General features: G+C 64.6%; 32 protein-coding genes. 16 read left to right on the top strand and 16 right to left on the bottom strand.

Features of this window, described 5'->3' with window-relative positions:
* Positions 1–174: 174 nt before the first annotated feature.
* From ACZ1I2_RS11040 to ACZ1I2_RS11020, 5 genes are all read right to left on the bottom strand, one after another.
* Entirely contained in the window at positions 175–807 is a 633-nt protein-coding gene (locus ACZ1I2_RS11040; RefSeq protein ID WP_465169648.1) for an RES family NAD+ phosphorylase, read from the bottom strand.
* Positions 804–1,604 carry a hypothetical protein gene (locus tag ACZ1I2_RS11035; protein WP_465169649.1) on the bottom strand — a complete coding sequence of 267 codons (801 nt, stop codon included), beginning with the start codon at positions 1,602–1,604 and terminating at the stop codon, positions 804–806. Before ACZ1I2_RS11035 ends, ACZ1I2_RS11040 begins: the two co-directional genes overlap by 4 nt.
* A 537-nt stretch (positions 1,605–2,141) precedes the next feature.
* Positions 2,142–2,867 carry a hypothetical protein gene (locus tag ACZ1I2_RS11030; protein WP_465181640.1) on the bottom strand — a complete coding sequence of 242 codons (726 nt, stop codon included), beginning with the start codon at positions 2,865–2,867 and terminating at the stop codon, positions 2,142–2,144.
* Between the two features lie 103 nt (positions 2,868–2,970).
* Positions 2,971–3,360 carry a thermonuclease family protein gene (locus tag ACZ1I2_RS11025; protein ID WP_465169652.1) on the bottom strand — a complete coding sequence of 130 codons (390 nt, stop codon included), beginning with the start codon at positions 3,358–3,360 and terminating at the stop codon, positions 2,971–2,973.
* A 10-nt stretch (positions 3,361–3,370) separates the two neighbouring features.
* Complete coding sequence (locus ACZ1I2_RS11020) at positions 3,371–3,811, bottom strand: DUF1810 domain-containing protein (RefSeq protein ID WP_465173962.1); 441 nt, start codon at positions 3,809–3,811, stop codon at positions 3,371–3,373.
* Between the two features lie 192 nt (positions 3,812–4,003).
* Here ACZ1I2_RS11020 and ACZ1I2_RS11015 point away from each other — a divergent pair, with 192 nt between their 5' ends.
* Genes ACZ1I2_RS11015 through ACZ1I2_RS11005 form a run of 3 tightly spaced genes read left to right on the top strand, consistent with a single transcriptional unit; the run spans position 4,004 to position 9,567 of the window.
* Positions 4,004–4,735: an ImuA family protein gene (locus ACZ1I2_RS11015; protein WP_465169653.1), complete on the top strand. Its 732-nt coding sequence runs from the start codon at positions 4,004–4,006 to the stop codon at positions 4,733–4,735.
* Entirely contained in the window at positions 4,656–6,209 is a 1,554-nt protein-coding gene (locus tag ACZ1I2_RS11010; RefSeq protein ID WP_465169654.1) for a DUF6504 family protein, read from the top strand. The genes ACZ1I2_RS11015 and ACZ1I2_RS11010 overlap by 80 nt, the downstream gene beginning before the upstream one ends.
* 31 nt (positions 6,210–6,240) lie before the next feature.
* Positions 6,241–9,567, top strand: a complete 3,327-nt coding sequence (locus ACZ1I2_RS11005) for an error-prone DNA polymerase (protein ID WP_465169655.1) — start codon at positions 6,241–6,243, stop codon at positions 9,565–9,567.
* Positions 9,568–9,786: 219 nt separating this feature from the next.
* On the opposite strand, the gene ACZ1I2_RS11000 is transcribed toward ACZ1I2_RS11005, so the two are convergent.
* A complete protein-coding gene (locus tag ACZ1I2_RS11000; RefSeq protein ID WP_465169656.1) occupies positions 9,787–9,909 on the bottom strand; it encodes a hypothetical protein in 123 nt (40 codons plus the stop codon).
* Positions 9,910–9,994: 85 nt separating this feature from the next.
* Here ACZ1I2_RS11000 and ACZ1I2_RS10995 point away from each other — a divergent pair, with 85 nt between their 5' ends.
* Complete coding sequence (locus tag ACZ1I2_RS10995) at positions 9,995–10,768, top strand: alpha/beta fold hydrolase (protein ID WP_465169657.1); 774 nt, start codon at positions 9,995–9,997, stop codon at positions 10,766–10,768.
* A 162-nt stretch (positions 10,769–10,930) separates the two neighbouring features.
* Here the strand turns inward: ACZ1I2_RS10995 and ACZ1I2_RS10990 are convergent, their stop codons facing one another.
* Genes ACZ1I2_RS10990 through ACZ1I2_RS10975 form a run of 4 tightly spaced genes read right to left on the bottom strand, consistent with a single transcriptional unit; the run spans position 10,931 to position 11,994 of the window.
* A complete protein-coding gene (locus tag ACZ1I2_RS10990) occupies positions 10,931–11,260 on the bottom strand; it encodes a hypothetical protein (protein WP_465169658.1) in 330 nt (109 codons plus the stop codon).
* Positions 11,260–11,523, bottom strand: a complete 264-nt coding sequence (locus tag ACZ1I2_RS10985) for a DksA/TraR family C4-type zinc finger protein (protein ID WP_465169659.1) — start codon at positions 11,521–11,523, stop codon at positions 11,260–11,262. The genes ACZ1I2_RS10990 and ACZ1I2_RS10985 overlap by 1 nt, the downstream gene beginning before the upstream one ends.
* Positions 11,524–11,571: 48 nt before the next feature.
* Entirely contained in the window at positions 11,572–11,748 is a 177-nt protein-coding gene (locus ACZ1I2_RS10980) for a DUF3606 domain-containing protein (RefSeq protein WP_465169660.1), read from the bottom strand.
* A 48-nt stretch (positions 11,749–11,796) separates the two neighbouring features.
* Positions 11,797–11,994, bottom strand: a complete 198-nt coding sequence (locus ACZ1I2_RS10975; RefSeq protein ID WP_465169661.1) for a hypothetical protein — start codon at positions 11,992–11,994, stop codon at positions 11,797–11,799.
* 268 nt (positions 11,995–12,262) lie between these two features.
* Here ACZ1I2_RS10975 and ACZ1I2_RS10970 point away from each other — a divergent pair, with 268 nt between their 5' ends.
* The 3 genes from ACZ1I2_RS10970 to ACZ1I2_RS10960 all read left to right on the top strand — a co-directional run bounded on the left by ACZ1I2_RS10970 (position 12,263) and on the right by ACZ1I2_RS10960 (position 13,341).
* The gene (locus ACZ1I2_RS10970) at positions 12,263–12,772 is read left to right on the top strand and encodes an NUDIX hydrolase (RefSeq protein ID WP_465169662.1); all 510 of its coding nucleotides are present in this window, start codon (positions 12,263–12,265) and stop codon (positions 12,770–12,772) included.
* Positions 12,769–13,011, top strand: a complete 243-nt coding sequence (locus tag ACZ1I2_RS10965) for a DUF6582 domain-containing protein (protein ID WP_465169663.1) — start codon at positions 12,769–12,771, stop codon at positions 13,009–13,011. Before ACZ1I2_RS10970 ends, ACZ1I2_RS10965 begins: the two co-directional genes overlap by 4 nt.
* Before the next feature lie 69 nt (positions 13,012–13,080).
* Positions 13,081–13,341 carry a hypothetical protein gene (locus tag ACZ1I2_RS10960; protein ID WP_465169664.1) on the top strand — a complete coding sequence of 87 codons (261 nt, stop codon included), beginning with the start codon at positions 13,081–13,083 and terminating at the stop codon, positions 13,339–13,341.
* A gap of 345 nt (positions 13,342–13,686) precedes the next feature.
* Here the strand turns inward: ACZ1I2_RS10960 and ACZ1I2_RS10955 are convergent, their stop codons facing one another.
* Together ACZ1I2_RS10955 and ACZ1I2_RS10950 are read right to left on the bottom strand one after the other, a co-directional pair.
* A complete protein-coding gene (locus ACZ1I2_RS10955; protein ID WP_465181639.1) occupies positions 13,687–13,932 on the bottom strand; it encodes a hypothetical protein in 246 nt (81 codons plus the stop codon).
* A gap of 57 nt (positions 13,933–13,989) precedes the next feature.
* Positions 13,990–14,349, bottom strand: a complete 360-nt coding sequence (locus tag ACZ1I2_RS10950; RefSeq protein WP_465169666.1) for a hypothetical protein — start codon at positions 14,347–14,349, stop codon at positions 13,990–13,992.
* Positions 14,350–14,520: 171 nt separating this feature from the next.
* Between ACZ1I2_RS10950 and ACZ1I2_RS10945 the strand changes: the two genes are divergently transcribed.
* On the top strand, positions 14,521–14,661 hold the full coding sequence (locus ACZ1I2_RS10945) for a hypothetical protein (RefSeq protein ID WP_465169667.1): 141 nt from the start codon (positions 14,521–14,523) through the stop codon (positions 14,659–14,661).
* A 113-nt stretch (positions 14,662–14,774) separates the two neighbouring features.
* On the opposite strand, the gene ACZ1I2_RS10940 is transcribed toward ACZ1I2_RS10945, so the two are convergent.
* The gene (locus ACZ1I2_RS10940; protein WP_465169668.1) at positions 14,775–15,365 is read right to left on the bottom strand and encodes an SOS response-associated peptidase; all 591 of its coding nucleotides are present in this window, start codon (positions 15,363–15,365) and stop codon (positions 14,775–14,777) included.
* A gap of 50 nt (positions 15,366–15,415) precedes the next feature.
* On the opposite strand from ACZ1I2_RS10940, the gene ACZ1I2_RS10935 reads away from it, so the two are divergent.
* Positions 15,416–15,937 carry an SOS response-associated peptidase family protein gene (locus tag ACZ1I2_RS10935; RefSeq protein ID WP_465169669.1) on the top strand — a complete coding sequence of 174 codons (522 nt, stop codon included), beginning with the start codon at positions 15,416–15,418 and terminating at the stop codon, positions 15,935–15,937.
* Between the two features lie 37 nt (positions 15,938–15,974).
* On the opposite strand, the gene ACZ1I2_RS10930 is transcribed toward ACZ1I2_RS10935, so the two are convergent.
* Both ACZ1I2_RS10930 and ACZ1I2_RS10925 read right to left on the bottom strand, forming a co-directional pair.
* Positions 15,975–16,571 (bottom strand): alpha-ketoglutarate-dependent dioxygenase AlkB, encoded by a 597-nt coding sequence (locus ACZ1I2_RS10930; RefSeq protein ID WP_465169670.1) that lies wholly within the window; start codon positions 16,569–16,571, stop codon positions 15,975–15,977.
* A 5-nt stretch (positions 16,572–16,576) separates the two neighbouring features.
* Positions 16,577–17,032, bottom strand: coding sequence for a hypothetical protein (locus ACZ1I2_RS10925; protein ID WP_465169671.1), 456 nt, complete (start codon positions 17,030–17,032; stop codon positions 16,577–16,579).
* A 119-nt stretch (positions 17,033–17,151) separates the two neighbouring features.
* Here ACZ1I2_RS10925 and ACZ1I2_RS10920 point away from each other — a divergent pair, with 119 nt between their 5' ends.
* From ACZ1I2_RS10920 to ACZ1I2_RS10895, 6 genes are all read left to right on the top strand, one after another.
* Positions 17,152–17,445 carry a plasmid stabilization protein gene (locus ACZ1I2_RS10920; RefSeq protein ID WP_465169672.1) on the top strand — a complete coding sequence of 98 codons (294 nt, stop codon included), beginning with the start codon at positions 17,152–17,154 and terminating at the stop codon, positions 17,443–17,445.
* Positions 17,442–19,313: a DNA ligase D gene (ligD, locus tag ACZ1I2_RS10915; protein WP_465174105.1), complete on the top strand. Its 1,872-nt coding sequence runs from the start codon at positions 17,442–17,444 to the stop codon at positions 19,311–19,313. Before ACZ1I2_RS10920 ends, ligD begins: the two co-directional genes overlap by 4 nt.
* An 82-nt stretch (positions 19,314–19,395) precedes the next feature.
* The gene (locus tag ACZ1I2_RS10910; RefSeq protein ID WP_465174106.1) at positions 19,396–20,514 is read left to right on the top strand and encodes a flavodoxin family protein; all 1,119 of its coding nucleotides are present in this window, start codon (positions 19,396–19,398) and stop codon (positions 20,512–20,514) included.
* A gap of 390 nt (positions 20,515–20,904) precedes the next feature.
* The gene (locus ACZ1I2_RS10905; protein ID WP_465169675.1) at positions 20,905–21,108 is read left to right on the top strand and encodes a hypothetical protein; all 204 of its coding nucleotides are present in this window, start codon (positions 20,905–20,907) and stop codon (positions 21,106–21,108) included.
* Entirely contained in the window at positions 21,105–21,617 is a 513-nt protein-coding gene (locus ACZ1I2_RS10900; RefSeq protein ID WP_465169676.1) for a CinA family protein, read from the top strand. The genes ACZ1I2_RS10905 and ACZ1I2_RS10900 overlap by 4 nt, the downstream gene beginning before the upstream one ends.
* 167 nt (positions 21,618–21,784) lie before the next feature.
* Positions 21,785–23,692 carry a hybrid sensor histidine kinase/response regulator gene (locus tag ACZ1I2_RS10895; RefSeq protein WP_465169677.1) on the top strand — a complete coding sequence of 636 codons (1,908 nt, stop codon included), beginning with the start codon at positions 21,785–21,787 and terminating at the stop codon, positions 23,690–23,692.
* Between the two features lie 94 nt (positions 23,693–23,786).
* On the opposite strand, the gene ACZ1I2_RS10890 is transcribed toward ACZ1I2_RS10895, so the two are convergent.
* Positions 23,787–23,921 (bottom strand): hypothetical protein, encoded by a 135-nt coding sequence (locus tag ACZ1I2_RS10890; protein ID WP_465169678.1) that lies wholly within the window; start codon positions 23,919–23,921, stop codon positions 23,787–23,789.
* Positions 23,922–24,031: 110 nt separating this feature from the next.
* On the opposite strand from ACZ1I2_RS10890, the gene ACZ1I2_RS10885 reads away from it, so the two are divergent.
* Positions 24,032–24,688, top strand: a complete 657-nt coding sequence (locus ACZ1I2_RS10885) for a hypothetical protein (RefSeq protein WP_465174107.1) — start codon at positions 24,032–24,034, stop codon at positions 24,686–24,688.
* The last annotated feature ends 81 nt before the right edge of the window (positions 24,689–24,769 follow it).

The following is a 24,769-nucleotide window of genomic DNA, read 5'->3' as shown; positions in this document are numbered from 1 at the left end:
CGGTATAGCGTCCGCAATCGATGATTGCGTCTTCGAAAGGTACCCGACCTGAGCCTTCGTAGCCCATCTTCGAACCCCAATTCGATCGTACTGTTACCCGATCGTCGCCTCTAACCTTGTATTTAACCCTGTATTGACCATAGTTGCCGTCATACTAACACGAATGTCAGCTGTTTACCAGATCACCGAACACCCGATTCGATCACAAGCATGACGAATTGCGTCCAGCCTTTTGCTGCAATCGCGCATACGTGTCGTCGAGACGAGTTCCAGTTCCTGATCGACATCGATACGGTCACCGAAGAAAATATAGGAAATGCTGGAATCGTCTTTGGACGAGGTCCAGCACATGCCCTGAATATGTTGATGCGCGTCATGGAGGGCGAGCGCCCAGGCGCTGGTATGTTTATACTGCCGCGGGCGAGTATCGATGAGCTGGGCCCTCGACGTCCCCATCTTCTTCAGGTCCGGCTCGTTCAATTGCGCAAGGACGAGGCCACGTTTCACGACCAGTTCGGAGTGGTCGAGCGGCTCGATCGAGCTCCATCCGATCGTTGTCGGCCCTGCACCGGTGGGAATGTCATGGAGCAGCGTCTCGAAGATCGCGCAATCAAGATCATCTGCCCCGTACATCGTGCCGACCGGCCCGGTCGGCCTCCGGAGGGGGGCGAAACGGGTCCGTCGGCCAAGGCCGGGATTGAACGCGTCGCCCTTGAACCCGCGGTCATGGATCCGGTCGAGCGGCGTTCCCGCCTTGAGCGGCAAGGTCCTGACCGCCGGGAAGGGTGACGGGACGACCAGGGTCATCCCGCCAGCCTTTCAGCTTCATATTCGGCCGCGCCAATGATCGCATCGCGGTCCTCGAAGCTCTCCGCCGGGCACAGCCCGTCGAGATAGCCGTTGGGAGAGGTGAACCAGAACGCGATCTCCCAGTTGCTCATGCGGCTGGGCAGCGCCGCCAGCACCTCTTCGACCACCGGATGCGGTTCACTGTCGGTGAACTGGAACGCCGGAAATAGAACCCCGTCCGCGGTCGATATAGCAAAGACGCGCTTTGCCTGGCGCCACCTGCTCGCAGTCGCACTCGAATTCTTGGCCTTGTGACCGGCGAGTTGGGTCAGATCCCGGCTGTTATAGGACGGCCAGGATTCGAGCAGCCGCGCACGCTGACGGGCGTTTTCTTTCAGCATGTCGCGCGAATAGACGAGCGGATCCTCGTTGCGGTTGATCTGGGCGATGGCGCGCGCCAGGTCCTTGACCTCACGGTCCTGGAGGGCCTGGTGCTCCTCCTTCGCAATCCGCGAGACGTATTCGAACAGTTCAGCGGCGGTCTTCAACTCAGGGCGCGACTGGGGCTGCGCGAGCAACTTGCCGAGCTCCTCGATCACCCGTGCGGTGACCCGGTCTGAGGCACCCTGCCCGGCGTCCTCCTCGGTGTCGGGATTCGTACGCTCCGCCTTAAACGCGAGATGGATCGAATTCGCCACGACCTCACGCAGGCGCGCGCCTTCGATAACCGCGATCGACTGGTTCAGCCCGATGATCCCGGCGCTTGCCCATGGCCCGTCACTCCCCCCTGCAGATTCGATGTGTTCCCCTGACATTATGGCACCTCTGGATGATTCGAGTGATGTCTAGTTTGTATTACTCATATCATCAAGAAGGAATGAACGAGACGTAAAAAAGGTTCCGGGAGGGCGGCCGCCGCCACTGCGGATAAGTCCCGCCGGCTCGACGATCCCTCCCTTGGGAAGATTTCGACATCCTCCCGGCATTGCTGAAGAGCAGCCCATAGGGTGGTGGCGTCGGTCTGCATGACACGGCGATTCTTACGCCGCCCTGTAGGACCGGCCCAAGGCCCTGACGCCCTGACGCTTGCCTGCGATTGCGGCCAATCCCTGCGATGGCATCGCCTTGTCGCTGCAAGGTGTCGGTGTCCGAGTTCGCATGCAGCTTCGAAGGGCCGGCCGGCCGTGGACGGCGACTGGCCTTTAGCTCGGGTGCGTCCGACTGGTTAGCGTCCAGAACAAAAGAGTGGTTCGTTGGCGTTCGGCACGGTCGTCACCGACCATCAACCTGCGTAAAGCGGCCGTCGAATGCTTTTCACACCTCGTCCGCCGTGCCTGAGCTAGTAAAACCGTTCAGCGGCTCCCGGCAAGCAGCGCATCGCGAACACCAAAGGCGATCAGCCCCAGCGACACCACACCGAACGTGACGACACGCGGATCAAGCATGTCGTAGATGAGCCTGCCAAAGCCTATGGTGACTGCGAGATAGGCGACCATCCCAACTGTCGCGATACAGGCCAGCGCCCGGTCATTGTGCGGTAGATTCGCAGAATATTGATCGCCGCAAGCAGCAGAATGAGCGGTGTCGCAGCCAGCGACCAGAACAGCGTGTCGGGCTTGTCGTGATAGAAGGTCCATACGCCGATCGTATGCCCCGCCGCGCCGAGAATGAAGATGGAAGACAACAGACGGTCGATCCAGCGTATGCCTTGACCTTTTCCCGGGACCGCCGATGGTGCGAACGCCCACGAACGGCGCTTTCGACCTGACGGCTAACCACAATCTCCGCACCAGCGCGCAACTGTAAAGGCGCGCGACGACACATTCAGCCAAGGTCTCGCCATAAAGTCGCAGCAAATTGCCGCCGAGGGCCTTGTCGCCCTGACCCGCCGACCAGCCCGCGCGCGACAGGCGGTCAGCGAGGCGCCTGAAGCGGAGATGATCATGCCAGTCGGGGATGATGTTGAAAATGTCCGCCCCCTCGCCCGGCGCAGCGACGCCCTTGGTGGCGCGATCCTCGTAGAATTTCTTCTGCAGCGCGCGCGGCATCGTCGATGATCGTTTTGCCCAGGCATCCATCAGTGCCGGGCCTCCACGCAGCCGGCGACGTGATGCTGCCGTCACTCATACGTGGTGCAGGCCCCTAGCCTGACGATGCGGGAGACGGTCCCGGAAGATTAGCTCAACGCGCTGCGGGGCAGATGTGCGCGAGCGCGCCGCCATTGTCCCAATAGGGCTTGTAGATCGCCTGGCCCTGCGAGAGCTGCCAACAGCTCAAATCGGTCGCGCCCGCCCGCACCAGCGCAAGCGTTCGGCCGTAGCGATCGGTATCGATGCGCTGGATCAAAATCGGCCCCTGCACGACCGCAGCGCGCAGCGAGCGCGTCGAAGCATAGGGATCGCCGGGCGCGCAACGCCTGCCCTGCTGGCAATGACCCGGCAGTTCCGGGGCGTCGATGCCGAGAAGACGGACGCGCTCGGCACCGCAGCGAAGCGTGTCGCCATCAACTGCGGTGCAGCGGACATCGGCCGCGCCTGGCGCGGCCAGCAATAGCAACAGAGCAGTCAGCACCGCGCGGCACTCATGGGGGCGTCCCCCGATCCTCGCCGAGCCGCGCGAGGGTTGCTTCGTCCTTCGCACTGTCGAACCAGCGATCCAGTGCCGCGGCAAATAACGGGCCGGCGCCGGCTTCGATGAACAGCGTCAGCGAGGATCGTAGCTTCACGGCGTCGATATCGCCGAAAACCCCGTCCGCAGTCAGCCCGATGAGATCCTGCAGGGCTGCCACGCACTCGCGCAGCCGTGCGCCGAGGATGGGGTGGCCGAGATAGGCGCGAGCCTCGTCGAGCGACCGGATCGCATATCGCCGCGCCATGTCGCTCCGGCCGAGCCCTGCGATCTGTGGGAAAATATACCACATCCAGTGACTGCGCTTGGCGCCCCGCCGGATTTCGGCAAGCGCGGTCTCGTAGCTTCCGGCCTGGGCGGCCACGAATCGGTCGAGGTCGAACGGATCGGTCATCGAACGCTCGTTGATAGCGGATTCACGCCGCCGATCCGATGGCCCGTAAAAAATATTCGCCGCCGAAATTGCCACTTTTGCACCGCTTTGGTCCTGATCGGCCCGCCATCGTTTCGGGCCCGGCGATTGACTTGAACCAGGACGATAGAACAAACAAGGAACGAATCAACCGCCTGTGAGTCTGCTGATGCCATGCACCAATCAATCGTCCTCGAGGATCTGCGAGCGCGTGTCGCGCAGATCGAGGGCGCGGGCGCGCGGCACGGCACTATCCCGTTCGGCGTCGAGGCGATGGATTCGCGGCTGCCGGGCGGCGGCATCGCGACCGGCGCGCTTCACGAAATAGCGGGCAGTCCCGACCTCGCCGACGATGCCAGCGCGACGATCTTCCTCGCCGGCATTCTCGCCCGGGTCGAAGGACCGGTCTTCTGGTGCCTGCGCTGGCGCGACCTGTTCGCCCCTGCCCTGCATCTTGCCGGGCTTCACCCCGACCGGGTGATCCATGTCGAGGCCGGCAGCGACGCGAACGTCCTGCTCGCAATGGAGGAATGCCTGCGCAATCCGGGCCTTGCCGGCGTCGTTGGCGAGATCACCAGATATTCGACGACGGCCTCGAAGCGCCTCCAGCTTGCCGCCGAAGGATCGGGCGTCCCGGCGTTCGTCTTCCGCCGTGCCTCGCGAGCCGACCATGCCACAGAGGGCACGGCCGCGGTGACGCGCTGGCGGATCACCGCGGCGCCGAGCGAGGATCTCGGCATTCCCAGCCTCGGCCGGCCGCGCTGGCGCGCCGAGCTCGAACGCGCACGGGGCGGCAATCCCCATCATTGGATCGTGGAGGGGTGCGATGCGACGGGTCGTATCGCTCTTCCTGCCGCACTGGTCGACCGACCGGCTGCGGCGGAAGACCGGCAAATCGCCGCCTGACGGCGGTGCAACGGCATGCACGCCGCTGGTGACGGCGATCCCCGATCATGGCCGCCGCGTCGTCGCGGGGGTCGACGTGCAGGCGCGGCTGCTCGGCATCCGCCAAGGCATGACGGTGACCCAGGCGCGGTCGTTCGCGCCGGGCCTTGAGGTGGTCGATGCCGCGCCCGAGGCCGATGCCGACGGGCTGCGCCGCTTGGCACTGTGGGCAGGTGCGCGATACTCGCCGGTCGTTGCCCCCGACCTGCCCGACGGCCTGTGGATCGACATCACCGGCTGCGCATCGCTGTTCAGCACCGAGCGCGCCTTGCTGAAGGACCTGCACCGCCGCGTCGCGGCGTTCGGCCTGTCGGTGCAGATCGCCGTCGCCGATACCGCCGGCTGCGCGCATGCGGTTGCGCGCTATGTCCCTGCGGGCCGGCCGGTGACGATCGAGCCCGGCCACAGCCGCAAGGCGATCGCGCTGCTGCCGATCTCGGCGCTCCGCATTGCCTCCGCCGATGTCGAGGGCCTGCGCAAGCTCGGCTTCGAGCGGGTCGAGCAACTGATCGGCGCACCCCGGGGCCCGCTCGCCAAAAGGTTCGGCCGCGAGCTGCATCGCCGTCTCGACCAGGCGCTGGGATTTCTGCCTGAGCCGATCGAGCCGATCTTTCCCGAAGCGCTGCCTAGGGTGCGCCGCGGATTCATGGAGCCGATCGCGACCGCCGAAGCCTTTACCCGCGTCCTTTCCGATCTCGCCGGTGACATCGCCGCCCAGCTGGCAAGGCTCGGCAAGGGTGCCCGCCGGCTGGATTGCTATTTCCACCGCGTCGATGGTCATACCCAGGCGATCCGCGTCGGCACCGCCGCGCCATCGCGCGATCCGCGCCACCTCGCGAAGCTGCTGTCGGCAAAGGTCGAGACGATAGAGCCCGGACTCGGCATCGAGGCGATGACGCTGGTCGCCCCGCTGATCGAAGCGATGTCTCCCGCGCAGGGCGAGAGCCTCGAGCGACTGGGTCGCAAGGGACCGGACCTTCCCGCGCTGGTGGACGCCCTCGCCAATCGCTTCGGCCATCGCAACCTGCACCGCACGGGTCCGCGCGCCAGCGCGATGCCGGAGCGAACCATATCGAACGTGCCCGCGCTCGATCCCTTGGCCGGTACAAGCTGGCACGACGATCTCCCCCGCCCCTCGCGGATGCTGGCGCGGCCGGAGCCGATCGACGTGATCGCGCTGCTGCCCGACGAGGCACCGCGCCTCTTCATATGGCGCGGCAAAAGATACCGCGTGACCCAGGGCGACGGGCCCGAACGGCTGCATGGCGAGTGGTGGCGCGAGGGTGGTGCCGAGGGCGAGCTGCCGCTTGCGGTGCGCGATTACTATCAGGTCGAGACCGAGACCGGCGGGCGCTACTGGCTGTTCCGCCTGGGCGATGGCGAGCACGGCGCCACCGGCCCGATGCGCTGGTTCATCCACGGCGCCTTTGCATGATGCCCGCTGCAAACAGACGGAGGCACGGGGCGTGACCCGGCAAGCGTACGCCGAACCCGGTTATGTCGAGCTTCAGGTCACGACCCATTTCAGCTTCCTGCGCGGCGCCTCGTCGCCGGAAGAATTGTTCGCCGCAGCCGCCCTGCTGGGCATCCCCGCGATCGGCGTGGTCGACCGCAACTCTGTGGCCGGCATCGTTCGGGCCTGGGACGCGGAGAAGACCACCGGCGTCCGCGCGATCGTCGGGTGCCGGCTCGACCTGATCGATGGCACGGCGCTGCTCGTCTATCCGACCGACCGGGCCGCCTATGGACGCATGTGCCGCCTGCTCAGCGTCGGCAAGGCCCGCGCCGGCAAGGGCGCCTGCCATCTCGACTGGAGCGATGTCGAGGCCTGGAACGAGGGACTGATCGCGGTCTTGGTGCCCGATCGCGCCGACACCATGGCGCAAGCCGCGCTCGCCCGGACCGCGCGCATTTTCGGTGACCGCGCCTATATGGCGCTGTCGATCCGGCGGCGGCCTCGCGACGCGATCCGGTTGCGCGACCTGTCGGCCATGGCGCTGGCTGCGAACGTGCCGACGATCGCTACCAACGATGTGCTCTACCATGCGCCCGACCGCCGCCTGCTCCAGGATGTCGTCACCTGCATTCGCGAGAAATGCACGATCGACGACCTGGGCGAACGGCGTGAGCGCTTCGCCGACCGGCACCTGAAGACCGCCCAGGAAATGGAGCGGCTGTTCCTGCGCTACCTGAACGACAGTATGCCGGTCGCGCGCACGCTCGAGCTGGCGGCGCGCTGCACGTTCAGCCTCGACGAGCTCCAATATCAATATCCCGACGAGATCGGAGAGGCCGGCCGGACGCCCCAGCAGGAACTGGAGCGGCTGACCTGGGAGAAGGCGCCCGAGCGCTATCCGGAAGGCCTGGACGGCAAGGTCCGCGACCAGCTGGAGCATGAACTCAAGCTCATCGCCGATCTCGACTATGCGCCCTATTTCCTGACCGTCCATTCGATCGTCGCCGAGGCCCGCAGGCGCGATATCCTGTGCCAGGGGCGCGGCTCGGCGGCGAACAGCGCGGTCTGCTACGTGCTCGGCATCACCTCGATCGATCCCGTGCGCACCGAGCTCCTCTTCGAGCGGTTCGTCTCCGCGGAGCGCCGCGAACCGCCCGACATCGACGTCGATTTCGAGCATGAGCGGCGCGAGGAAGTGATCCAGTGGATCTACGAGACCTATGGCCGAACCCGGAGCGCGCTGACTGCCGTCGTCACCCGCTACCGCGCGCGCGGCGCGGTACGCGAGGTCGGCAAGGCTTTGGGCCTGAGCGAGGACATGACTGCGGGCCTTGCGGGTGCGGTCTGGAGCTTCAGCCGCGACGGCGTCGAGGCGAAGCATGCCGAGGAGCTCAACATGGATCTGGGCGACAAGCGCCTGGCGCTGACCCTCGAGCTGGCCCGCACCTTGATCAATACCCCTCGCCACCTCTCCCAGCATCCCGGCGGGTTCGTGCTGACTCGCGACCGGCTCGACGAGCTGGTGCCGATCGAACTCGCGGCGATGGACGACCGCCAGGTCATCGAATGGGACAAGGACGATATCGACGCGCTCGGCTTCATGAAGGTCGACGTCCTCGCGCTCGGCATGCTGAGCTGCATGCGCCGCGCCTTCGAGTTCATGGAAGCCGACAAGGGAGTGAAGGTCGATCTCGCGACCATCCCGGCCGAGGATCCGGCCACCTATGCGATGATCCGCAAGGCCGATACGCTCGGCGTCTTCCAGATCGAGAGCCGCGCGCAGATGGCGAGCCTGCCGCTGATGGCACCGCGCACCTTCTACGACCTCGTCATCCAGGTCGCCATCGTCCGCCCCGGTCCGATCCAGGGCGACATGGTCCATCCCTATCGCCGGCGACGCAGCGGCCAGGAGCAGGTCACCTATCCCACCCCCGAGCTCCGCCGCGTGCTCGAGAAGACATTGGGCGTACCGTTGTTCCAGGAACAGGCGATGCGCGTCGCAATCGAATGCGCAGGGTTCTCGCCCAGCGAGGCCGATCTGCTGCGCCGTGCGATGGCGACGTTCAAGCTGACCGGCGGCGTCAGCCATTTCCGCGACAAGCTGATCGATGGCATGGTCGCGCGCGGATACGAACGCGAGTTCGCCGAGAAGACCTTCAAGCAGATCGAGGGGTTCGGCAGCTATGGATTTCCCGAGAGCCACGCTGCCAGCTTTGCGCTGATCGCCTATGCCTCGTCCTGGGTGAAGTGCCATCACCCCGACACTTTCTGTGCCGCGCTGCTCAACGCCCAGCCGATGGGATTCTATGCGCCCGCGCAGATCGTCCGCGATGCGCGCAATCACGGCGTCGAGGTTCGCCCGATCGACGTCAATCACAGCCGCTGGGACTGCACCCTTGAGCCGACCGGCGGCCGCTACATGGCCGTCCGGCTCGGCCTGCGGATGGTGCGCAGCCTCTCGAACGAGGACGGCGCCGCGATCGCAATGGCGCGCGGTGACCAGCCCTACAGCTCGGTCGAGGAAATCCAGCGCCGGGCCCATGTCGGCCGGGGCGCGCTCGACCGGATCGGCGATGCCGATGGGTTCGGATCCCTCGATCTCAGCCGCCGCGCCGGCCTGTGGGGCGTGAAAGGGCTCGGTGACGAGGCATTGCCGCTGTTTGCCGCAGCCGACGAACGCGCCGGCAAGCTGCTGGCCGAGGCAGTCGAGCCCGAGGTGGCGCTCGCGCCGATGGGAGAAGGCGCCGAAGTCGTCGAGGATTATCGCGCGGCCGGCCTGTCGCTCCGCGCGCACCCCCTCGCCTTCCTGCGCGACGAACTCAAGGCACGGCGCATGATCAGCTGCGCGGAACTGCAGAAGGTCAGGGATGGCCGCTATGTCGAGCTAGCAGGTATCGTGCTCGTCCGGCAGAAGCCCGGCTCGGCCAAGGGCGTCATGTTCATCACGCTGGAGGACGAGACCGAGGTCGCCAACCTGGTCGTCTGGACCAACGTGTTCGAGAAGAACCGCCGAACCGTGCTCGGCGCGTCGATGATGGGCGTGCGCGGGCAGATCCAGCGCGAGGGCGACGTGATCCATGTCATTGCGCAGCGGCTCGACGATCTCTCAGCCCTGCTCGCGAGCGTCGGCACTCGCCAGGACGTGGCTGACGTCTACCGCGTCAGCCGCGCCGACGTGGTCAAGCACGGCATGGGCCCCGATCCGCGCGACCCCGCCCAGCGGCACTTGGGCAAGGCGGCGTGCGAGATCTACATCCCCGATCTGCGCCTCGGCTCGGGGATCATTCCGGGCGAGCCGGTCGAGGGCATCAAGGTCAGGACGCGGGACTTCCGCTGAGAGCGGCTTTGCGCCCCAATTTCAGTCGTTCAGGCCTTACGCCCGCGCACCTCCAAGCCGCCGTTCATTCGGCCGGTCACGAATGTCCGCAATCGGGTGGAGGAGACCGCTCGCGTGAGCGAGTGGTGGAGGCGCGCGCCGCCGACGCGCCCGAACGAAAAGAGCCGCCCCTCGCGGGACGGCCCCTGCATCAGCGGTACGAAACCTTATCGTGGAATGTCAGGCATCCGCGCCGACATAGCGCGACCATTCCTCCTGATACCGCTGCGTGATCATCGCCTGATCCGCCGCCGGCGCCTTTTCCGACAGCTCGATGAACCACGTCCCCTCTTCCTGGTACATGTGGTGCGCGATATGCAGAGACGCCTATCGGCCCCGAAAGCTGAGCACGATCGTTCAGGATCTCAACCAATGAGAGTGCTCCTGAATGAACGAAGTCCAACGCGGCGCCGGCCGCAAGCTTCTACTTGTGCACGGTCTGGGCGGAAGCTGGCAATCGTGGAGCGCCGTCATGGGAGCCCTCAGCGTCGAACGGGCGGTGATAGCGATCGACCTTCCTGGACATGGCGCCACCCCGGCGGAACATGATAGCGGCACCTTTGATGGTCTTGTCGGCAGCGTCGAGCGCTATATTGCCGACAAGGGACTGGACGGGATCGACGTCGTCGGCAGCTCGATGGGCGCGCGGATCGTTCTTGAACTTGCCCGGCGTGGCCGCGTCGGCAACGTCGTGGCACTCGATCCCGGCGGCTTTTGGCGCGGTTGGGAGCGCACGTTCTTCAAGACTACCATAGGACTTTCAGGGCGGCTGCTTCGGGCAATCCGGCCCCTCTTGCCGACGTTGAGCAAGAACGCCGCATCACGCACTGCGTTGCTGGCACAGCTGTCCGCGCGCCCTTGGGCGCTTGATCCGAACGTGGTTGCGACGGAGCTGGAAAGCCTGAGCACGACGCCGACCTTCGACGCATTGGTCCGTGACCTTGCGAGCGGACCTGAGCAAACTGGTCCAGCAGCCGATCCCTCTCGTCGGATCGTCATCGGTTGGGGTCGCCATGACCGGCTGTGTCTGCCGAGACAGGCGGCGCGGGCAATGGTCGCCTTCCCCTCCGCCGATCTGCACTGGTTCGAGGCCAGTGGACATTTCCCTATGTGGGACCAGCCAGACGACACGGTTGCCGTGATCCTCGCTACAACCCGGTGACGAGCTTCCCGCGTCGGAACAAACGGTAGCAGCGATACCGGTCGAGCGCCGGAAGGGGCAGGCGGTGCCGTCGCCGTTAATCAGCGGTTGTGGCCACAGAGGCAAATCAGCGAGGCGTAAAAGCACGCGCCATTCTGAATTGTCGAGCGTGACGTGCAACCCTTAGAGGTTCGGGCCGAGAGCCGCGAACCACCTCGCATAGCAGGTGGTGCGTGCCATGTGGCGGTTGAAGTCAGGGGCTCCATCGCCCCACCACACCGGACCGCGCTCGCCAAGCGCTCGCTTTGCCGTGTCGACGGCCCGGCGCGCCGCCGCCTTCGCGACTTCGTCGCCCGTCCGCTTCGCCATGCCGACGGCGCGGCGCGCGACCATGAGATCATGGACCAGCCGTTCGCGTTCCTCCGGGTCAAGGACGGGGTCGGACGTCCTCCACAGTCGCCCGCGCACCACGAAATAGCGGCCATCGGGCGTCACCGGATATTGCACCGGCATCAGCGCAACTGGCTATCCTTGCTGCCGCGCCGGTTGATGCCCGAAAAGCTCGGCTGCTTGTCGCGGGCGGCCTGGCACGCGACGCAGGTGCGCACGCCAGGCAGGGCAGCGCGGCGTTTGTCCGGTATCGGGTCGCCGCATGCCTCGCAGTCATCAAGGCCCTCGCCGCTCGGCAGGCGAGACCGCGCGCTCGACAGTGCATCCTTGATGCTGTCCTCGATCTGATCCTGGACCGCGCCGTCCGGCGCCCAGCCATTGGCCATCTTATGTCTCGCCGAAGCGGCCCCGTGCGAGGGAGCCGAATGTCTGGTTCACGACTTCAGATACTCGCGTACCTTGTCGGCGGAGTTTCCTACTGCCTGGACCGCCTCGCGTAGCCGTTCCTCGCTGACCCCGAAGTTCTTCGCCCAGTCGCGGACCTCATAGTCCTCCGAAAGGCTGATCCGGTCGCGGTCGGGAGATCCGACCTCGGTCTTGCTGTCTGCCATCCACTCTCTCCTATGGTGCACCGCTCTGGGGCGACGCAGGTTCAACGCTCAGGCGTCGGGCTGGTCCTTGGGATAATCCTCGGGCTTAACCGTGCTGACGTTCGGACGGTCCTCGACATCCTCTTGCTCGAGACCGCCGGCCGGCCCCTGGTCGCGGTCCAGCGTGTCCTTCGGCAATTGCGCGTCGCCGACCTTCTGGTGCTCGGTCGAAATGTTCCGGTCGGTGGCGTTGATCGTGTCGGACATGGGAAAACTCCTTTCCCCTTGCAACGACCTGGCATCGGCGGCGTTCCGCGGGCCGAACCGGCCGGAGAGTTGCACAACGAATAAGTCGCCAGGCTTTTCCGCAGGCTCCTCGGGCATTCGGAGCAAACGGCGTTGGTGACGAGCTGCCGGAACGAGTCATGCCCGGCATGAGTCTAGGGCGCGTGGCAACGCGCGCTTCTTTCAAATCTGTGCGGCTGGGATGGCGGGCAATCAGTCCCGCGGGCCCTCTCCAAGTGCGGCCTGGTTAATGGCGGCACGAAGCGCGGGCATCCTGCTGTATCGAACATCGCTCGGCTCCCTGGAGGTGCTGCTGGTCCATCCCGGCGGGCCGCTCTGGCGCAACAAGGATCTCGGCGCCTGGCAGATGCCGAAAGGCATGGTCGAAGCGGGTGAGGATGAGGATACCGCGGCCCGCCGGGAGGTAGCCGAGGAGCTTGGGATCGTGGTCAACGGTCCCCTCATGCCGCTCGGAGAAATCCGTCAGGCCGCAGGCAAGATCGTCGTCGGGTTTGCGGCTGCGCAGGACTTTGATCCCGCCTTGCTGGTGAGCAACATGGTCGAGATCGCTTGGCCTCCGCGCAGCGGCCGAAAGATCATGGTACCGGAGGTCGATCAGGCGCGTTGGTTCGGCCTGGACGACGCGCGAGCCCATATGTTGGCGAGCCAGGCGCCGCTGCTCGATCGCCTGGCGGCCAAGCTGGCAGGCGCGATCGCCGATATCGGATCACATTTCGCGACCCCAAGGAGACGACGATGACCGAGCTCAGCACTGACGACCGCAATGATCTCGACAAGGGCGACTTCGCCTTCCCCAAGCAGCGCAAGGAGCCGCTTGAGAATGCCAGCCATGTCCGCAACGCGATCTCGCGCTTCAACCAAGTGAAGGACGTCACCGACGACGAGCGGGATGCAGCCTGGAAGCGGATCGAGGCGGCAGCGAAGAAGTTCGATGTCGAGGTGTCGGAGAAAAGTTGGCGCGAGATCGGCAAGGACTGAAACCCGAACCGGTAACGCCGCTGCTGCCGAAGGCAGGATTGCAGCGGACGAGCATTTGAGGAATTGAACATGGATACGGCTAACACGTCACCGATCGAGCGCGTCGCGCGCGTCCTCGCCGGGCACGAACTGAGCAGGAATGGCGAAGGCGACATGGTTTCGGCCAGCGACGCGGTCGACGGGCTTTGGCCCGATCATGCCGGCGCGGCGCTGGCGGTGCTCAGGACGCTGCGCGAGCCCAGTGCGCGCATGGCCGCGGTCGGCGACGTCGCCGTCTGGGAACGCATGATCCTCGCCGCGATCGACGACGAGACGATGTCTGAATCGTAAACCGGGTGGCCGCATGAGCGCGTGGGCAAGGTGCCGACAAACCCGGCATACCTCACCACGGCGCGGCCGCCTGATCGGCTGGAAGGTGCATTTCCCGTGCCGCGCGGGCGGGTTGCGCTCGGGATGTCCTGGCGCGCAGCGTTAGCGAACGGCGCCAACCTTGGATGGCATGCCGGGATGATCGCGATGGCGCGCTGGGTGGCCCGCCTGCACCGTTTCTCCCCCGCCCGCAGGCAGGCAGCAGGCACACTGCCGAGATGCTGGCAGACGCGTTTGGGCAGCGAGCGCGCGGCGCTCCTTACGGTTCACCGCAATCGTCCCGGTGCATTGGCCTGGCGCCTCCGTTTACTCTGGCGTGGCGCCGTCCGCATCGCCGACCGCGGGCAGCCGCTCGGCGAGTGCGGCGATCGCCTCCCCTGCAAGCGAGACATGGCTCACCCCGTCGATTACTAGCGCGCGTTCAGGGGTCAGGACCGCACCGGCCCGGTGCGCCGGATCGAGCGCCTGCCACGCGGCGATCGCGCCGGCGAGACTGGTCACTTCCGCGAGGTCACTGTCGCCGCGCGGAACATTCTCCAATGCCGCACTCATTCGCCAGTCGATGTCGGGTGACATCGTGCGATCGCCCCAGCTTGCTTCCTGCATGGCCTATTTGCCGCGCAGCGTGTTGAGGATCGCAAGCGCGGCGACCCCGACAAGGGCGGCGCTGGCCCAGGGGCGCGCCTTGGCGAAGCTCTTTGCCTTTTCGGTCAGCGGCGCATCGCCAGAGAAATGTTCGCGCAGCGCGTCGCTCAGTCCGGTCTTGCCATGGCTGGCAGGAGCAGTGGTGTCAGCATCGGCGATAGTGTCGGCGATGGCGTCGGTCATCAGGATCTCCGTCAGGCCACGGGATGCGGCTCGCGTCCAACGCGCGACCAGCATGCTCGGCACCAGCGATATTTCGCGTGCCGTTCTGATCTGCGCGACCGGGCTGACGAAGCGGGAGGTCGTCACGAATGAATTGCGCATTCTAAGCCGTTGGCACCGAACGATGAAGTGCCTGCCGGCGCCCAGCGGGTTCCGCGGCTGCGGTCGCGCGGAACTTTGCGACCGGCCCAGAACATACTGGGAACCAAATCAACTAATGGGCCGTTCTTGGCATTGCTTCACAAGATGATGTGATGGCTTGGAGTCACAATAATGGCGAAGAACGAGCAAACCAGCCCGAAGGCGGGCAAGGCAGCCTCGAAAGTCTTGCAGGACGGACGTACCGGCAAGGATTCGAAGACCGCCGCTGGTTCAGCGCTTACGCAACGTCCCAACAAGGGCAAACCCAAGTAAGGGACAGAAAGGGTCGGCGGCGAGGCGCCGGGAGCGGGGAATGCGGTCGGAATTTGACGTCAGCCAGAATGCGTAGCGCCCAGGGCTGACCGCCTCGTTGAACGGCGTCGCCCTCAGCCTACCTGCACGACTTCGAGACTGCCCGCGGGCAACGCGCGCAGAACATCGCCCGCAGGAATCGAGGGATCCAGCCAGTCACTCCAACGGCTTCGATCGAGCAGCGCGATCTGCCGGTCATGATAAGGCGCGATGTCCGGGCCCGGCGGCATGGTCAGCATCGTGAACGCTTCGCCCACCTTGGGATCGGCGCGCCAGATTCCCGCGATGCAGAAGATCGGCTCGCCGCGCTTCGTGAACAGCCATTTGTCCTTGCGCTTCTTCTTCGGATCCTCGGGCGTCGTGAACTCGTAGAAGCCGTCGGCAACGATCAGGCATCGCCCGCTCGTGAACTCCCGACCATCCGAGCGGAAATTATAGACCGGCTTGCCGCCCGGCCCCGGCCAGCTCCATCGCCGCTGAACGAGATCGCCGACTCCCCTCCCCGCCTCAGCAGTGCGTACGATGACACCAGGATCGGTGATCTTGATGTCGGCGCGCGGCTCGACATTGGGCACACCGTCGGAGAATTCGATCTTGATCTTCAGATCCTCGAAATCCTCGACGATCGACGCGATGTCCACTTCCAGGCGATAGTCGTTGCACACACTGCCTCTCCCACCTTGCGACTTGGCGTCGTTCCCATTATGTTCCAGCCATGGCCTTGACGCCCACGCCTTTCGATTCGGACGCACCGCTCGGCGCGCGCCGCGCCATCATCCGGCGAAACCCCGATGATCCGCAAGAGATTGAGATGATCGAGGCGACCTGGGGTTCCGACCCGCGGTTCAGCGCCGGGGTCGCTTACCGGTTCGTCCGTTCGGAGGGAAAGACCTTCCCCACCCATCGCTGCCTCATCGCCGCATCCGAGTTCCAGCTCGCGGTCGGCGACAAGCGCTACCGCGTGACGCTCGACGGCGGCAATTTCTTCTACCTGGCCGCCGTCTGGGAACCGGCGATGGGCGACTGGCCGCTCTCCTACCGGATCGTCACCGTCGCCGCGAACCCGGAGGTCGCCCATTATCAGGAACGGCACGGCGCGATCATCCACCGCCGCGAGGTCATGAAGTGGCTCGATGGGACGGTGCCCGAGATCGACCTGCTGGTCACGCCGCCGGCACGCACCTTCATCGTCGAGGAGATCGGCGCGAAGCGGCCGGTACAGACGGCGCTGCTCTGACGTCGAACCGGCTTTCAACCGTTCGCGCGCGGTCGGTTCACCCTGTCGCTCCGACACGCTCCGCGAGACGCCGGCCACGTTCCGAGAAGGTGCGCAGCGTGATCGCGTAGCGAGTCCGGTCGACCGGCGCGATACTGTGTTCCCAGTCGTGACGCACCTCGCCCGCGAGCCGGTACAGCGCCCGCGGTTCGAGCGGGGCCGATGCCCGTTTCCATCCGTCACCGGCCCGGCGCCGGAAGCGCATCGCGGAAGGATTCCCGAGCGATATCCCGATCACGTCCTGGTAGATCGGCCGGTCCTTGTGCCAGCCGATGCCCGCTCCGGCATCGTAGCGGATGAGCAGCGCCTGCACGATCGACCCGGACGGGAGACCTGCAAGCGCCGCCGCGCGATCCCGTACCGGCTCGAGCCAGGAGGGCGTGGGCGCCGACCGGCTGAGCGCCTCGGTCTGGAAGTCATATTTCCAGCCATAGCTGTGGGTCAGGCGCTTGCCGGTCCATTCGTGGAAACGGAATTGCGTCAGTCCCTCGCCCTCGATCCGCGCGATCAGGTCGCGTTCTTCCGCTTCGCTCAGGAAATCCCCGGTCGACGAAAAGCCGGGAATGATGGGCGTGTCGAACAGGTCGAGCAGCATCGCGGTCAGAAAGGCATGTCCTCTAGCGCTGCGACCAGCTCGCCAAAGGCCACCGGCTCGAAGCCGATCCCCTGCGGCGTCTCGACCAGCGGCGCGCGGGCACCGGCCTCAAAGAAGGCGTCCTTGTCGGTAAGGCCGCACGGGTCGTAGCGATGGCCCCAGCGATCCAGCGCCATCGCACGCGCGTGCAGCGCCGGCCCGGCATAGAATTCCGGCTTGAACCCGTATTCCTCGGCGAACGCGCTCAGCAGCTTGGCATGGCGGACCATGTCGGTCTCGCTGCGGACGGGGATGTGCTGGATCGTCTCGATCGCAGCGCGCAGCTGCGGTCCGGTCAGCGCCACGGAGTTGATTGCTGCGATCGCGCCACCGGGCGGATTGACCTGTTCCTCGATCCGGGCGCGCTCTTCCTCGCTGGCATCGGTCGCCAGCCAGTCCTTGATGCTTTCGATGACGGACACGCCGCGCCTCCATGTTTATGAGTCGCAGGAGATATATAGAACAGAAAGAGAACATGCAAACACCTGCATCCCTACCCGCCCTGCTGCGTTGAGGCAGGAACCAGTTCCGGAGATGGACGATGCCGCGTGGAGACAAGGGCGCCTACACCGACAAGCAGAAGCGCAAGGCACAGCATATCGAGGAAGGATATGAGGACCGGGGCGTCCCGAAGGACGAAGCGGAAGCACGCGCGTGGGCGACCGTGAACAAGGAGTCCGGCGGCGGCAACAAGGCGGGCTCGGGTCGCGGCAAGCCCGACACCCATGTGTCGTCCTCGCGCGGCGGCAAGGCCCATAAGTCCGGATCGCCGGAACAGCGCTCGGCCGCAGCCCGCAAGGGTTGGGACACGCGCCGCAAGAACCAGGCGAAGTGACCGCGTCGAAGGCCACACCGAAACGGCCGCGCCGCGCCAGCCAAGGCGAGTCAAAGCCCCCGCCGTTCCGGCCGGTCCAGCTTGCCACGCTCGTCGACAGCGTCCCTACCGGCGACCGCTGGCTCCACGAGATGAAATATGACGGCTATCGACTGGAAGTAGCGGTCGGCGGGGGCCAGGCGCGTGCCTATACCCGATCCGGTCTCGACTGGTCGGAGAAGTTTTCCGAGATTGCCGGGCAGGCCGCGAAGCTTGATGTCCGCTCGGCGCTGCTCGACGGCGAGGCCGTGGTGATGGACGCCAATGGACGGTCGAGCTTCCAGGCCCTGCAGGGCGCACTGAAAGGCGCGCCCGCCACGATCGACTTTTTCGCGTTCGACCTGCTCGAGCTCGACGGTGAGGACCTGACCCGGTTGCCTCTCCTAGAGCGTAAGGCAAAGCTGCGCGAAATCCTGCCCGAGGGCGATCCACGCATCCGCTACTCCGAACATATCGTCGGCAACGGCGAGAAGCTCCTCCACAGCTTCTGCGACGCCAATCTCGAGGGCGTCATCTCCAAGCGTGCCGACGCCCGCTATATCGGATCGCGATCGGGCGGCTGGCTCAAGACCAAATGCATCAAGCGCCAGGAATTCGTCGTCGTCGGCTGGACGCCCTCCGACAAGTCGCGCTCATTCCGTTCCTTGATCCTGGGCATCCACGAGGACGGCGTGCTGCGCTACGCCGGCAAGGTCGGTACGGGGTTCAACAATGACGAGCTGTTCCGCCTGATGGAGATCATGGCGCCGCTCGAGCAGAAGGATCCGACCGTCAAGGCACCGCGCGCCGAGGTGCGCGGTGCGCATTGGCTGAAGCCCGTGCTGGTTGCCGAGATCGCCTATACCGAGATGACCAACGAGGGGACGCTGCGGCACCCCAGCTATCTTGGCTTGCGCGAGGACAAGAAGGCGGAGGCCGTCGTCCTGGAGACCGAGGCGCCCGTCGCGGAGATAGCCGCTCCGGCCGTCAGCAAGGTAAAGGTCAGCAACCCGGACCGCGTGATCTTTCCGGAATCGGGCATCACCAAGGGCCAGCTCGCCGACTATTACGCTGCCGTCGCGCCGATCATGCTGCCCTGGGTTGCCAGCCGGCCGATCAGTCTGGTGCGCTGCCCGCAGGGTCGGGCCAAGAAATGCTTTTTCCAGAAGCACGATGCCGGCAGCTTCGGCGATACGGTCAAGCATGTCGGCATCCTGGAAAAGGACGGCCACGAGGAACCCTATCTGTTCATCGACACCGCCGACGGCCTGCTGACCTGTGTGCAAATGGGCACGATCGAATTCCACGGATGGGGTGCGCGGATCGAGGACGTCGAGAAGGCCGATCGCCTCGTGTTCGACCTGGACCCGGACGAGGGTCTGGACTTCGAAGCGGTCCGCAAGGCCGCGTTCCATTTCCGCGATATCCTGAAGTCCATCGGACTCGAGACTTTCCCGATGGTCACCGGCGGCAAGGGCATTCATGTCATTGCCCCGCTCGTACCCAAGGCCGAATGGCCCGAGGTCAAGGACTTCGCCCACCGGCTTGCCCAGGCCGTGGCCCAGAGCGACCCCGAGAATTTCACCGCAGCCTTGCCCAAGGCGCAGCGCAAGGGACGTATCTTCGTCGATTATCTGCGCAACCAGCGCGGCGCGACAGCCGTCATGCCCTACGCGGTTCGCGCCCGTCCGGAAGCGCCCGTTGCCGCTCCCATCACCTGGAAGGAGATGGAGACGATCGACAGGCCCTCACACTTCCATGTCGGCGACGCGGCTGAACTGGTGAAGCGTGCCGGGTCGAAGGCATTATCCGGCTGGGGCCGGGCCGACCAGATTCTTCCCGACCTCTGACAACGCCGACCGCCACAGGACGACGCAGGGACCTTGGAAGGATTCCGGCAGTTAGGTCATGGAAACCGGAGAGAGGATCGCCATGCGGCTGAAAGAAATCGCCAAGGCAGTAGTCGGGGCAACCACCGCGCCTGAGCCCCGCAAGGGCTCGGCAAGTCCGAAGCTGGACGAGGCTGCGTTCAGGAAGCGCTTTCTCAGCCAGTTTCAGGATCAGGGCTATGCAGCGGTCGGTCCTGAGCCGGACCGGATCGCTGCGGTCGCCTGGGACGCCTATCTGCATGAACGCAAGAGCCCGCATACCCGCAAGGCAGGCCCGGGTTATGCCGATCCTGACTATGACCTTTCCGTCGACTGGATCGTCGCCCGCGACGCGATTGCCGAAGCGCAGCGGCGCCATGACGATCCCGACGCTCCACCCCGCGTGCTGCTGATCAACGGCTCGTCCCGCTCGGAGCATACCTGCCCGGGCGAGCTCTCCAAATCGTGGCGGCTGGTCCAGTTGGCCCGCGAGGTGCTTGAGGAAGACGGTCTGTGCGACATCGACTTTCTCGACCTCAGCCGACTGGCGTCGGAGTATGGCCGCAACATCCATCCCTGCAAGGCGTGCTTTTCTACCGCGGCGGCGCTCTGCCACTGGCCCTGCTCCTGCTACCCCAACCACTCGCTCGGCCAGACGCAGGACTGGATGAACGAGATTTATCCGATGTGGACCGCAGCGCATGCGATCTTCATCGTGACACCCGTCAACTGGTACCAGACCTCGTCGCCGCTCAAGCTGATGATGGACCGCTTGGTCTGCGCCGACGGCGGAAATCCCGATCCCTCGCTGACGCACGGCAAGGATGCTGCACAGGCCAAGCGCGAGGAGCTGAAGGGCTGGCCCTATCCGCGCCATCTGGAGGGCCGGCTCTTTTCGGTGGTGGTGCATGGCGACGTCGAGGGCGCCGAGAATGTACGCCGCGCGATTTGCGACTGGCTCAGCTTCATGCACCTCCAGTCGGCAGGATCGCAGGGAGAGCTGGACCGCTATATCGGATATTGGGAGCCTTATGCCACGAGCCATGAGGCGCTCGACCGGGATACCGCAATGCAGGAAGAGGTGCGCAACGCGGCGCGCGTATTGCGCGAGGCGGTCCTGGCGAAGCGCGCGGGCCGCTTCATCGAACCGGGCAGTGACCTGAAAGATCCGAGACCCAAATAGGGAGGACGGCAGCGCATGAGGACGGGCAGCGCTGGCGCATCCTGTCGAGGACGGGCTTGCTCGCACTCCACGACGCCTCCGCCATCGGCTCGGAAGGATCGCAAGCGATGACTGCTCAACATCTCGTGAAATATTGACCCTCGAAAGGACTCGGTGCATTTTTGACAGTTCCGGAGCGTGGGGGCACGTCTTTGGAGGCTAGAATGTCGGCGCGAGGTATGATCGATAATCGGGCTTATTTCACCAGGCGCGCGCGAGAAGAGCGGGACAGGGCCGCCGTCTGCGAGGACAACGCAGTTGCTTTGGTGCATCTGAAACTTGCTGACGAATATGCCAGACGAGCGCAGGAACTTACCGAGACGTCGCAGCTGGCGCTGAGCTGACCCGGCGATGCGCTCGTCCAATGCGATCAAGACCACCGGCTATCTGGTCTCGACACTCAGCGTCGTACTGCTGGGCGTCGTATCGTGGGAAGCAGCGTCCGAGCAGCCGATCCTTATGATGTGCCTGATTGTCGGCATGCTCGCCTCGGCAGCCGGCATGCTCCTGCGCTGGATCTCCTACCAGGTGCAGCAGCATGAGGAGAAGCGATGAGCGAGCTGCTCGCGATCGTGCCGGACGATGTCGAAGCGGCGGCGCGCGACCTGTTGGAGAGTGCTTGCGCACAGGGACTGTCGATCGTCACCGCGGAGAGTTGCACCGGCGGGCTCGTTGCGTCGCTGCTTACCGATGTCGAGGGGGCAAGCCGGGCGTTCGAGCGCGGCTTCGTCGTTTATACCGATGAGGCCAAATGCGAATTGCTGGCCATTGACCGGCAGGTGGTGGAGCGATGCGGCGCAGTGAGCCGCGAGACGGCCATCGCGATGGCGGAGGGCGCATTGCTTCGATCTCACGGCGATGTCGCAATCGCGATAACGGGCTTCGCTGGGCCGGCAGGCCCGGGGGATGAACCCGGTCTGGTTCATTTCGCCTGCGCGCGCTCCAGCCGGCCGACGTGCCATCGCGAGGAGCATTTCGGAAATATCGGACGCGGACCGGTGCGCCTTCAGTGTCTCGCCGTGAGCGTCGAGATGTTGCGCAGCGCCATCGACAGTACCACCTAACCTCGCGCTCGCGCGACCTAGCCCGCGCCCACCGCCCGGACTATGTCCTGAGAGTGTCGACGCTGCACCGTCCAGTTCACAACCGATCCCGTCCCGATTCGCGCCGCGCTTGATTCGCTTGCCGTTCGCCCGCAAGGCACTCAGACAGAAAAGGCTTGGGATTAAGCATGGCTGCGACTGCCTTTGATGACCATGCCGGAAACCGGCGGTTCGAGCTGCTGGTCCAGTCGGTCACCGACTATGCGATCTATATGCTCGACCCAAACGGCCAGGTCGTCACCTGGAACGCAGGCGCCGAGCGGTTCAAGGGCTATTCCCCCGACGAGATTATCGGCGAGAATTTCTCCCGCTTCTTCACCGAGGCCGATCGGGACGCAGGGCTGCCGGAGCGCTCGCTCGAAACGGCGGCACAGGAAAACAGGTTCGAGGCGGAAGGCTGGAGGGTCAGGAAAGACGGCACCCGGTTCTGGGCGCACATCGTCATCGATCCGATCCGGTCTGACGACGGATCGCTTCTTGGGTTTGCCAAGATCACGAGGGACATCACTGAGAAGCGTCGCCTGGAACAGGCGAGCTTCGACAGCGATCTGCAGTTTCGGATGCTGGTACAAGGCGTCCGGGACTATGCCATCTATATGCTGGACCCAAGTGGCAGGATTACCAGCTGGAACTCCGGTGCCCGCGCCATCAAAGGCTATGAGGAAGCGGAAGTGCTGGGACAGCATTTTTCTCGCTTCTATACTGCCGAAGACCGTGCACGCGGCGCCCCGGATGCGGCCCTGGCAACGGCGCTGCTTGAAGGAAAGTTCGAAGCGGAAGCACAGCGGGTGCGCAAGGACGGTTCGCTGCTCTGGGCCCACGTCGTGATCGATCCGATCTACAACGACGTGGGCGACCATGTCGGCTTCGCGAAGATCACGCGCGACATCACTGAGAAAAAACGCGCCGAGGACGAGCTACGGCTGGCACAATCCGCGCTGCTGCAGTCGCAGAAACTGCAGGCGCTCGGCGAACTGGCGGGTGGAATAGCGCACGACTTCAACAATCTGATGACCGTCATGCAAGGGTCAGCCGACTTTCTCCTGCGGCAGACGGATCTGTCGGTCGAAAAACGCAATCGCTACCTGCATGTGATGTTGGAAACCGCGGAACGCGCGACCAGCCTCACGTCGCAATTGCTCGCGTTCGCCAGACGCCAGCCTCTCGAGCCCGAAGTTATCGACTTGAGCGTCCGCCTCGATGCGATGGGCGAGATGCTTCAGCGAACGCTCGGTAGCCAGTATGACCTGAAGCTCGACCTGTTCCCGGCACTATGGCGCGTCGAGCTTGACCCTACCGGCCTGGAGACAGCTCTGCTGAACGCCGTTCTGAACGCGCGGGACGCCATGCCGAATGGCGGGCAGATCACCCTGTCGACGAAAAACCTTTCGCTGCCCGAGGGCGACATGGTCAGCCTTTCGATCAGCGACACGGGCGAAGGTATCCCGCCTGAAAAGCTGGAGCGCGTCTTTGAACCGTTCTTCACGACCAAGCCGACAGGCAAGGGCACCGGGCTCGGCCTTTCGCAGATTCATGGGTTCGCCGCTCAGTCAGGAGGGTCGGTCAGCATCGCCTCGGAGGTAGGAACAGGCACGACGGTCGAGATGTTTTTGCCGTCTACCGCGAAGAAGCTCCTGGAAGAGAAGGTCGATCGCGCCGTGCTCTCGATCCCAAGCGGCCTGAAGGTCCTGCTGGTGGAGGATGCGGATCATGTCCGCTACTTCGCTCGCCAGATCCTCGAAGACCTGGGATGCACGGTGGTCGAGGCATCGAATGGCAACGAGGCTCTGGCGCTAATGAAGGAGCACCAGTTCGATATCGTGTTCTCCGATATCGTGATGCCCGGCATGGATGGCATGGAGCTCGCGCATCGCATCAAGCAGGTTCGAGGCGACCTGCCGGTACTCCTGGCGAGCGGCTACAGCAGCAAGCAGTTCATTCCCGCGGATAAGCGAGAATTCCCCATCTTGAGGAAGCCTTATAAACTTGAGACCCTCGCGGCTGGCATAAAGGACCTGTTAGCTCGGTCGCGCTGAGCGGGCCGATGCTAATACCGAGCAACATCGTCCGCACATGACATCTAGATCGCTTTCTGGGCTCTCGGCGGATCGAAGCCACCATTAGCGGTTATCATTTCTCGACGACGGGGTCAGGCACAAGCAATGCACCGACCAACCGTAAACTGAGCAGCCGCGCGGCGATATCATCCGCTTCTTCCCAGAAAGAAGTTCGAATATCATCCACGATGGCCTGCCACTTCCCCATCCTCCCGCGTTTGCCAGTCACGTCGCTCGGGATGTGGACAACCGCAGTTTCCCCTTGCTCCCCCGGTCGCGGCTCTGCGAATGAGGAGCCGACACAAAAAGGGGGGCACCATGCTGGAAAAGCTGACCACGGGCTTGCGGCGGAGCCTTGCCGGGCTGGTGCTGGTAATGGCGATCGTCTCGGGAGAGGCGCGAGCTGACGTTCGCATGATCTTTTGGTCGCACGATACCACCACCTATTTCCCGCACGCCTTCGTCACCCTGAAGGGTGTGGCCGATTCGAGTGGCGAGGTGGTCGACACGAGCTATGGCTTTACGGTCAATTCTACCACACCGATGGCGCTATTTGCGTCGGTGAAGGCTCATGTAGACATTACTCCCAAAAGCTACATCCGCGCTAGCGAAGCGCAATTCTCCATTCGTCTCACGGATGCGCAATATGAGTCCGTCAAGGCGATGATAGCGGAATGGAACGGACCAAAGTCGCGCTGGAATCTCAATAACCGGAACTGCGTGCATTTCGTCGCCGAGGCAGCACGGCGGGCAGGCCTCGTGGTGGTCGAGGACAAAAAGCTGATGAAGAAACCGCGCAGTTTCACCCAGTCGCTCATTCCGCTCAATCTGGGTCGGGTCACGGTGATCAACATGAACGGCAGAGCGTATTGGGCCGCCCACCCCGAGGACGAAGTGTTCGGCGTGCCGGAGAAGATCGGCGACTCTGTGCTCGGCCGGAAGATCAAGGGCCTGCCCGAGGAAGGAGACCGATAGCGGGACACGTCCGCAAACGACCCCGCCTCTCTTGCTTTCCCGGCGCGCCGGGGTTATCTGCGCGGTCAATCCGAAATCGAG

It is taken from the genome of Sphingomonas sp. BL-S-29 (assembly GCF_055521495.1).
This window is presented reverse-complemented; position numbering and strand designations above follow the sequence as displayed.

Bases quoted from the DNA above. Each gene is read 5' to 3' on its own strand.
- ACZ1I2_RS11030 (WP_465181640.1), bottom strand. From the start codon at position 2,867: ATGGATGCCTGGGCAAAACGATCATCGACGATGCCGCGCGCGCTGCAG.
- ACZ1I2_RS10995 (WP_465169657.1), top strand. From the start codon at position 9,995: ATGAACGAAGTCCAACGCGGCGCCGGCCGCAAGCTTCTACTTGTGCAC.
- ACZ1I2_RS10980 (WP_465169660.1), bottom strand. From the start codon at position 11,748: ATGGCAGACAGCAAGACCGAGGTCGGATCTCCCGACCGCGACCGGATC.
- ACZ1I2_RS11010 (WP_465169654.1), top strand. From the start codon at position 4,656: ATGCGACGGGTCGTATCGCTCTTCCTGCCGCACTGGTCGACCGACCGG.
- ACZ1I2_RS10950 (WP_465169666.1), bottom strand. From the start codon at position 14,349: ATGCGCAATTCATTCGTGACGACCTCCCGCTTCGTCAGCCCGGTCGCG.
- ACZ1I2_RS10955 (WP_465181639.1), bottom strand. From the start codon at position 13,932: ATGAGTGCGGCATTGGAGAATGTTCCGCGCGGCGACAGTGACCTCGCG.
- ACZ1I2_RS10890 (WP_465169678.1), bottom strand. From the start codon at position 23,921: ATGGGGAAGTGGCAGGCCATCGTGGATGATATTCGAACTTCTTTCTGG.
- ACZ1I2_RS11015 (WP_465169653.1), top strand. From the start codon at position 4,004: ATGCACCAATCAATCGTCCTCGAGGATCTGCGAGCGCGTGTCGCGCAG.
- ACZ1I2_RS10945 (WP_465169667.1), top strand. From the start codon at position 14,521: ATGGCGAAGAACGAGCAAACCAGCCCGAAGGCGGGCAAGGCAGCCTCG.
- ACZ1I2_RS11020 (WP_465173962.1), bottom strand. From the start codon at position 3,811: ATGACCGATCCGTTCGACCTCGACCGATTCGTGGCCGCCCAGGCCGGA.
- ACZ1I2_RS10960 (WP_465169664.1), top strand. From the start codon at position 13,081: ATGGATACGGCTAACACGTCACCGATCGAGCGCGTCGCGCGCGTCCTC.
- ACZ1I2_RS11000 (WP_465169656.1), bottom strand. From the start codon at position 9,909: ATGTACCAGGAAGAGGGGACGTGGTTCATCGAGCTGTCGGAAAAGGCG.
- ACZ1I2_RS10935 (WP_465169669.1), top strand. From the start codon at position 15,416: ATGGCCTTGACGCCCACGCCTTTCGATTCGGACGCACCGCTCGGCGCG.
- ACZ1I2_RS10895 (WP_465169677.1), top strand. From the start codon at position 21,785: ATGGCTGCGACTGCCTTTGATGACCATGCCGGAAACCGGCGGTTCGAG.
- ACZ1I2_RS11040 (WP_465169648.1), bottom strand. From the start codon at position 807: ATGACCCTGGTCGTCCCGTCACCCTTCCCGGCGGTCAGGACCTTGCCG.
- ACZ1I2_RS10965 (WP_465169663.1), top strand. From the start codon at position 12,769: ATGACCGAGCTCAGCACTGACGACCGCAATGATCTCGACAAGGGCGAC.
- ACZ1I2_RS10930 (WP_465169670.1), bottom strand. From the start codon at position 16,571: ATGCTGCTCGACCTGTTCGACACGCCCATCATTCCCGGCTTTTCGTCG.
- ACZ1I2_RS10990 (WP_465169658.1), bottom strand. From the start codon at position 11,260: ATGCCGGTGCAATATCCGGTGACGCCCGATGGCCGCTATTTCGTGGTG.
- ACZ1I2_RS10910 (WP_465174106.1), top strand. From the start codon at position 19,396: ATGCGGCTGAAAGAAATCGCCAAGGCAGTAGTCGGGGCAACCACCGCG.
- ACZ1I2_RS10975 (WP_465169661.1), bottom strand. From the start codon at position 11,994: ATGTCCGACACGATCAACGCCACCGACCGGAACATTTCGACCGAGCAC.
- ACZ1I2_RS10920 (WP_465169672.1), top strand. From the start codon at position 17,152: ATGCCGCGTGGAGACAAGGGCGCCTACACCGACAAGCAGAAGCGCAAG.
- ACZ1I2_RS10885 (WP_465174107.1), top strand. From the start codon at position 24,032: ATGCTGGAAAAGCTGACCACGGGCTTGCGGCGGAGCCTTGCCGGGCTG.
- ACZ1I2_RS10900 (WP_465169676.1), top strand. From the start codon at position 21,105: ATGAGCGAGCTGCTCGCGATCGTGCCGGACGATGTCGAAGCGGCGGCG.
- ACZ1I2_RS11035 (WP_465169649.1), bottom strand. From the start codon at position 1,604: ATGTCAGGGGAACACATCGAATCTGCAGGGGGGAGTGACGGGCCATGG.
- ACZ1I2_RS10970 (WP_465169662.1), top strand. From the start codon at position 12,263: ATGGCGGCACGAAGCGCGGGCATCCTGCTGTATCGAACATCGCTCGGC.
- ACZ1I2_RS10905 (WP_465169675.1), top strand. From the start codon at position 20,905: ATGCGCTCGTCCAATGCGATCAAGACCACCGGCTATCTGGTCTCGACA.
- ACZ1I2_RS10985 (WP_465169659.1), bottom strand. From the start codon at position 11,523: ATGGCCAATGGCTGGGCGCCGGACGGCGCGGTCCAGGATCAGATCGAG.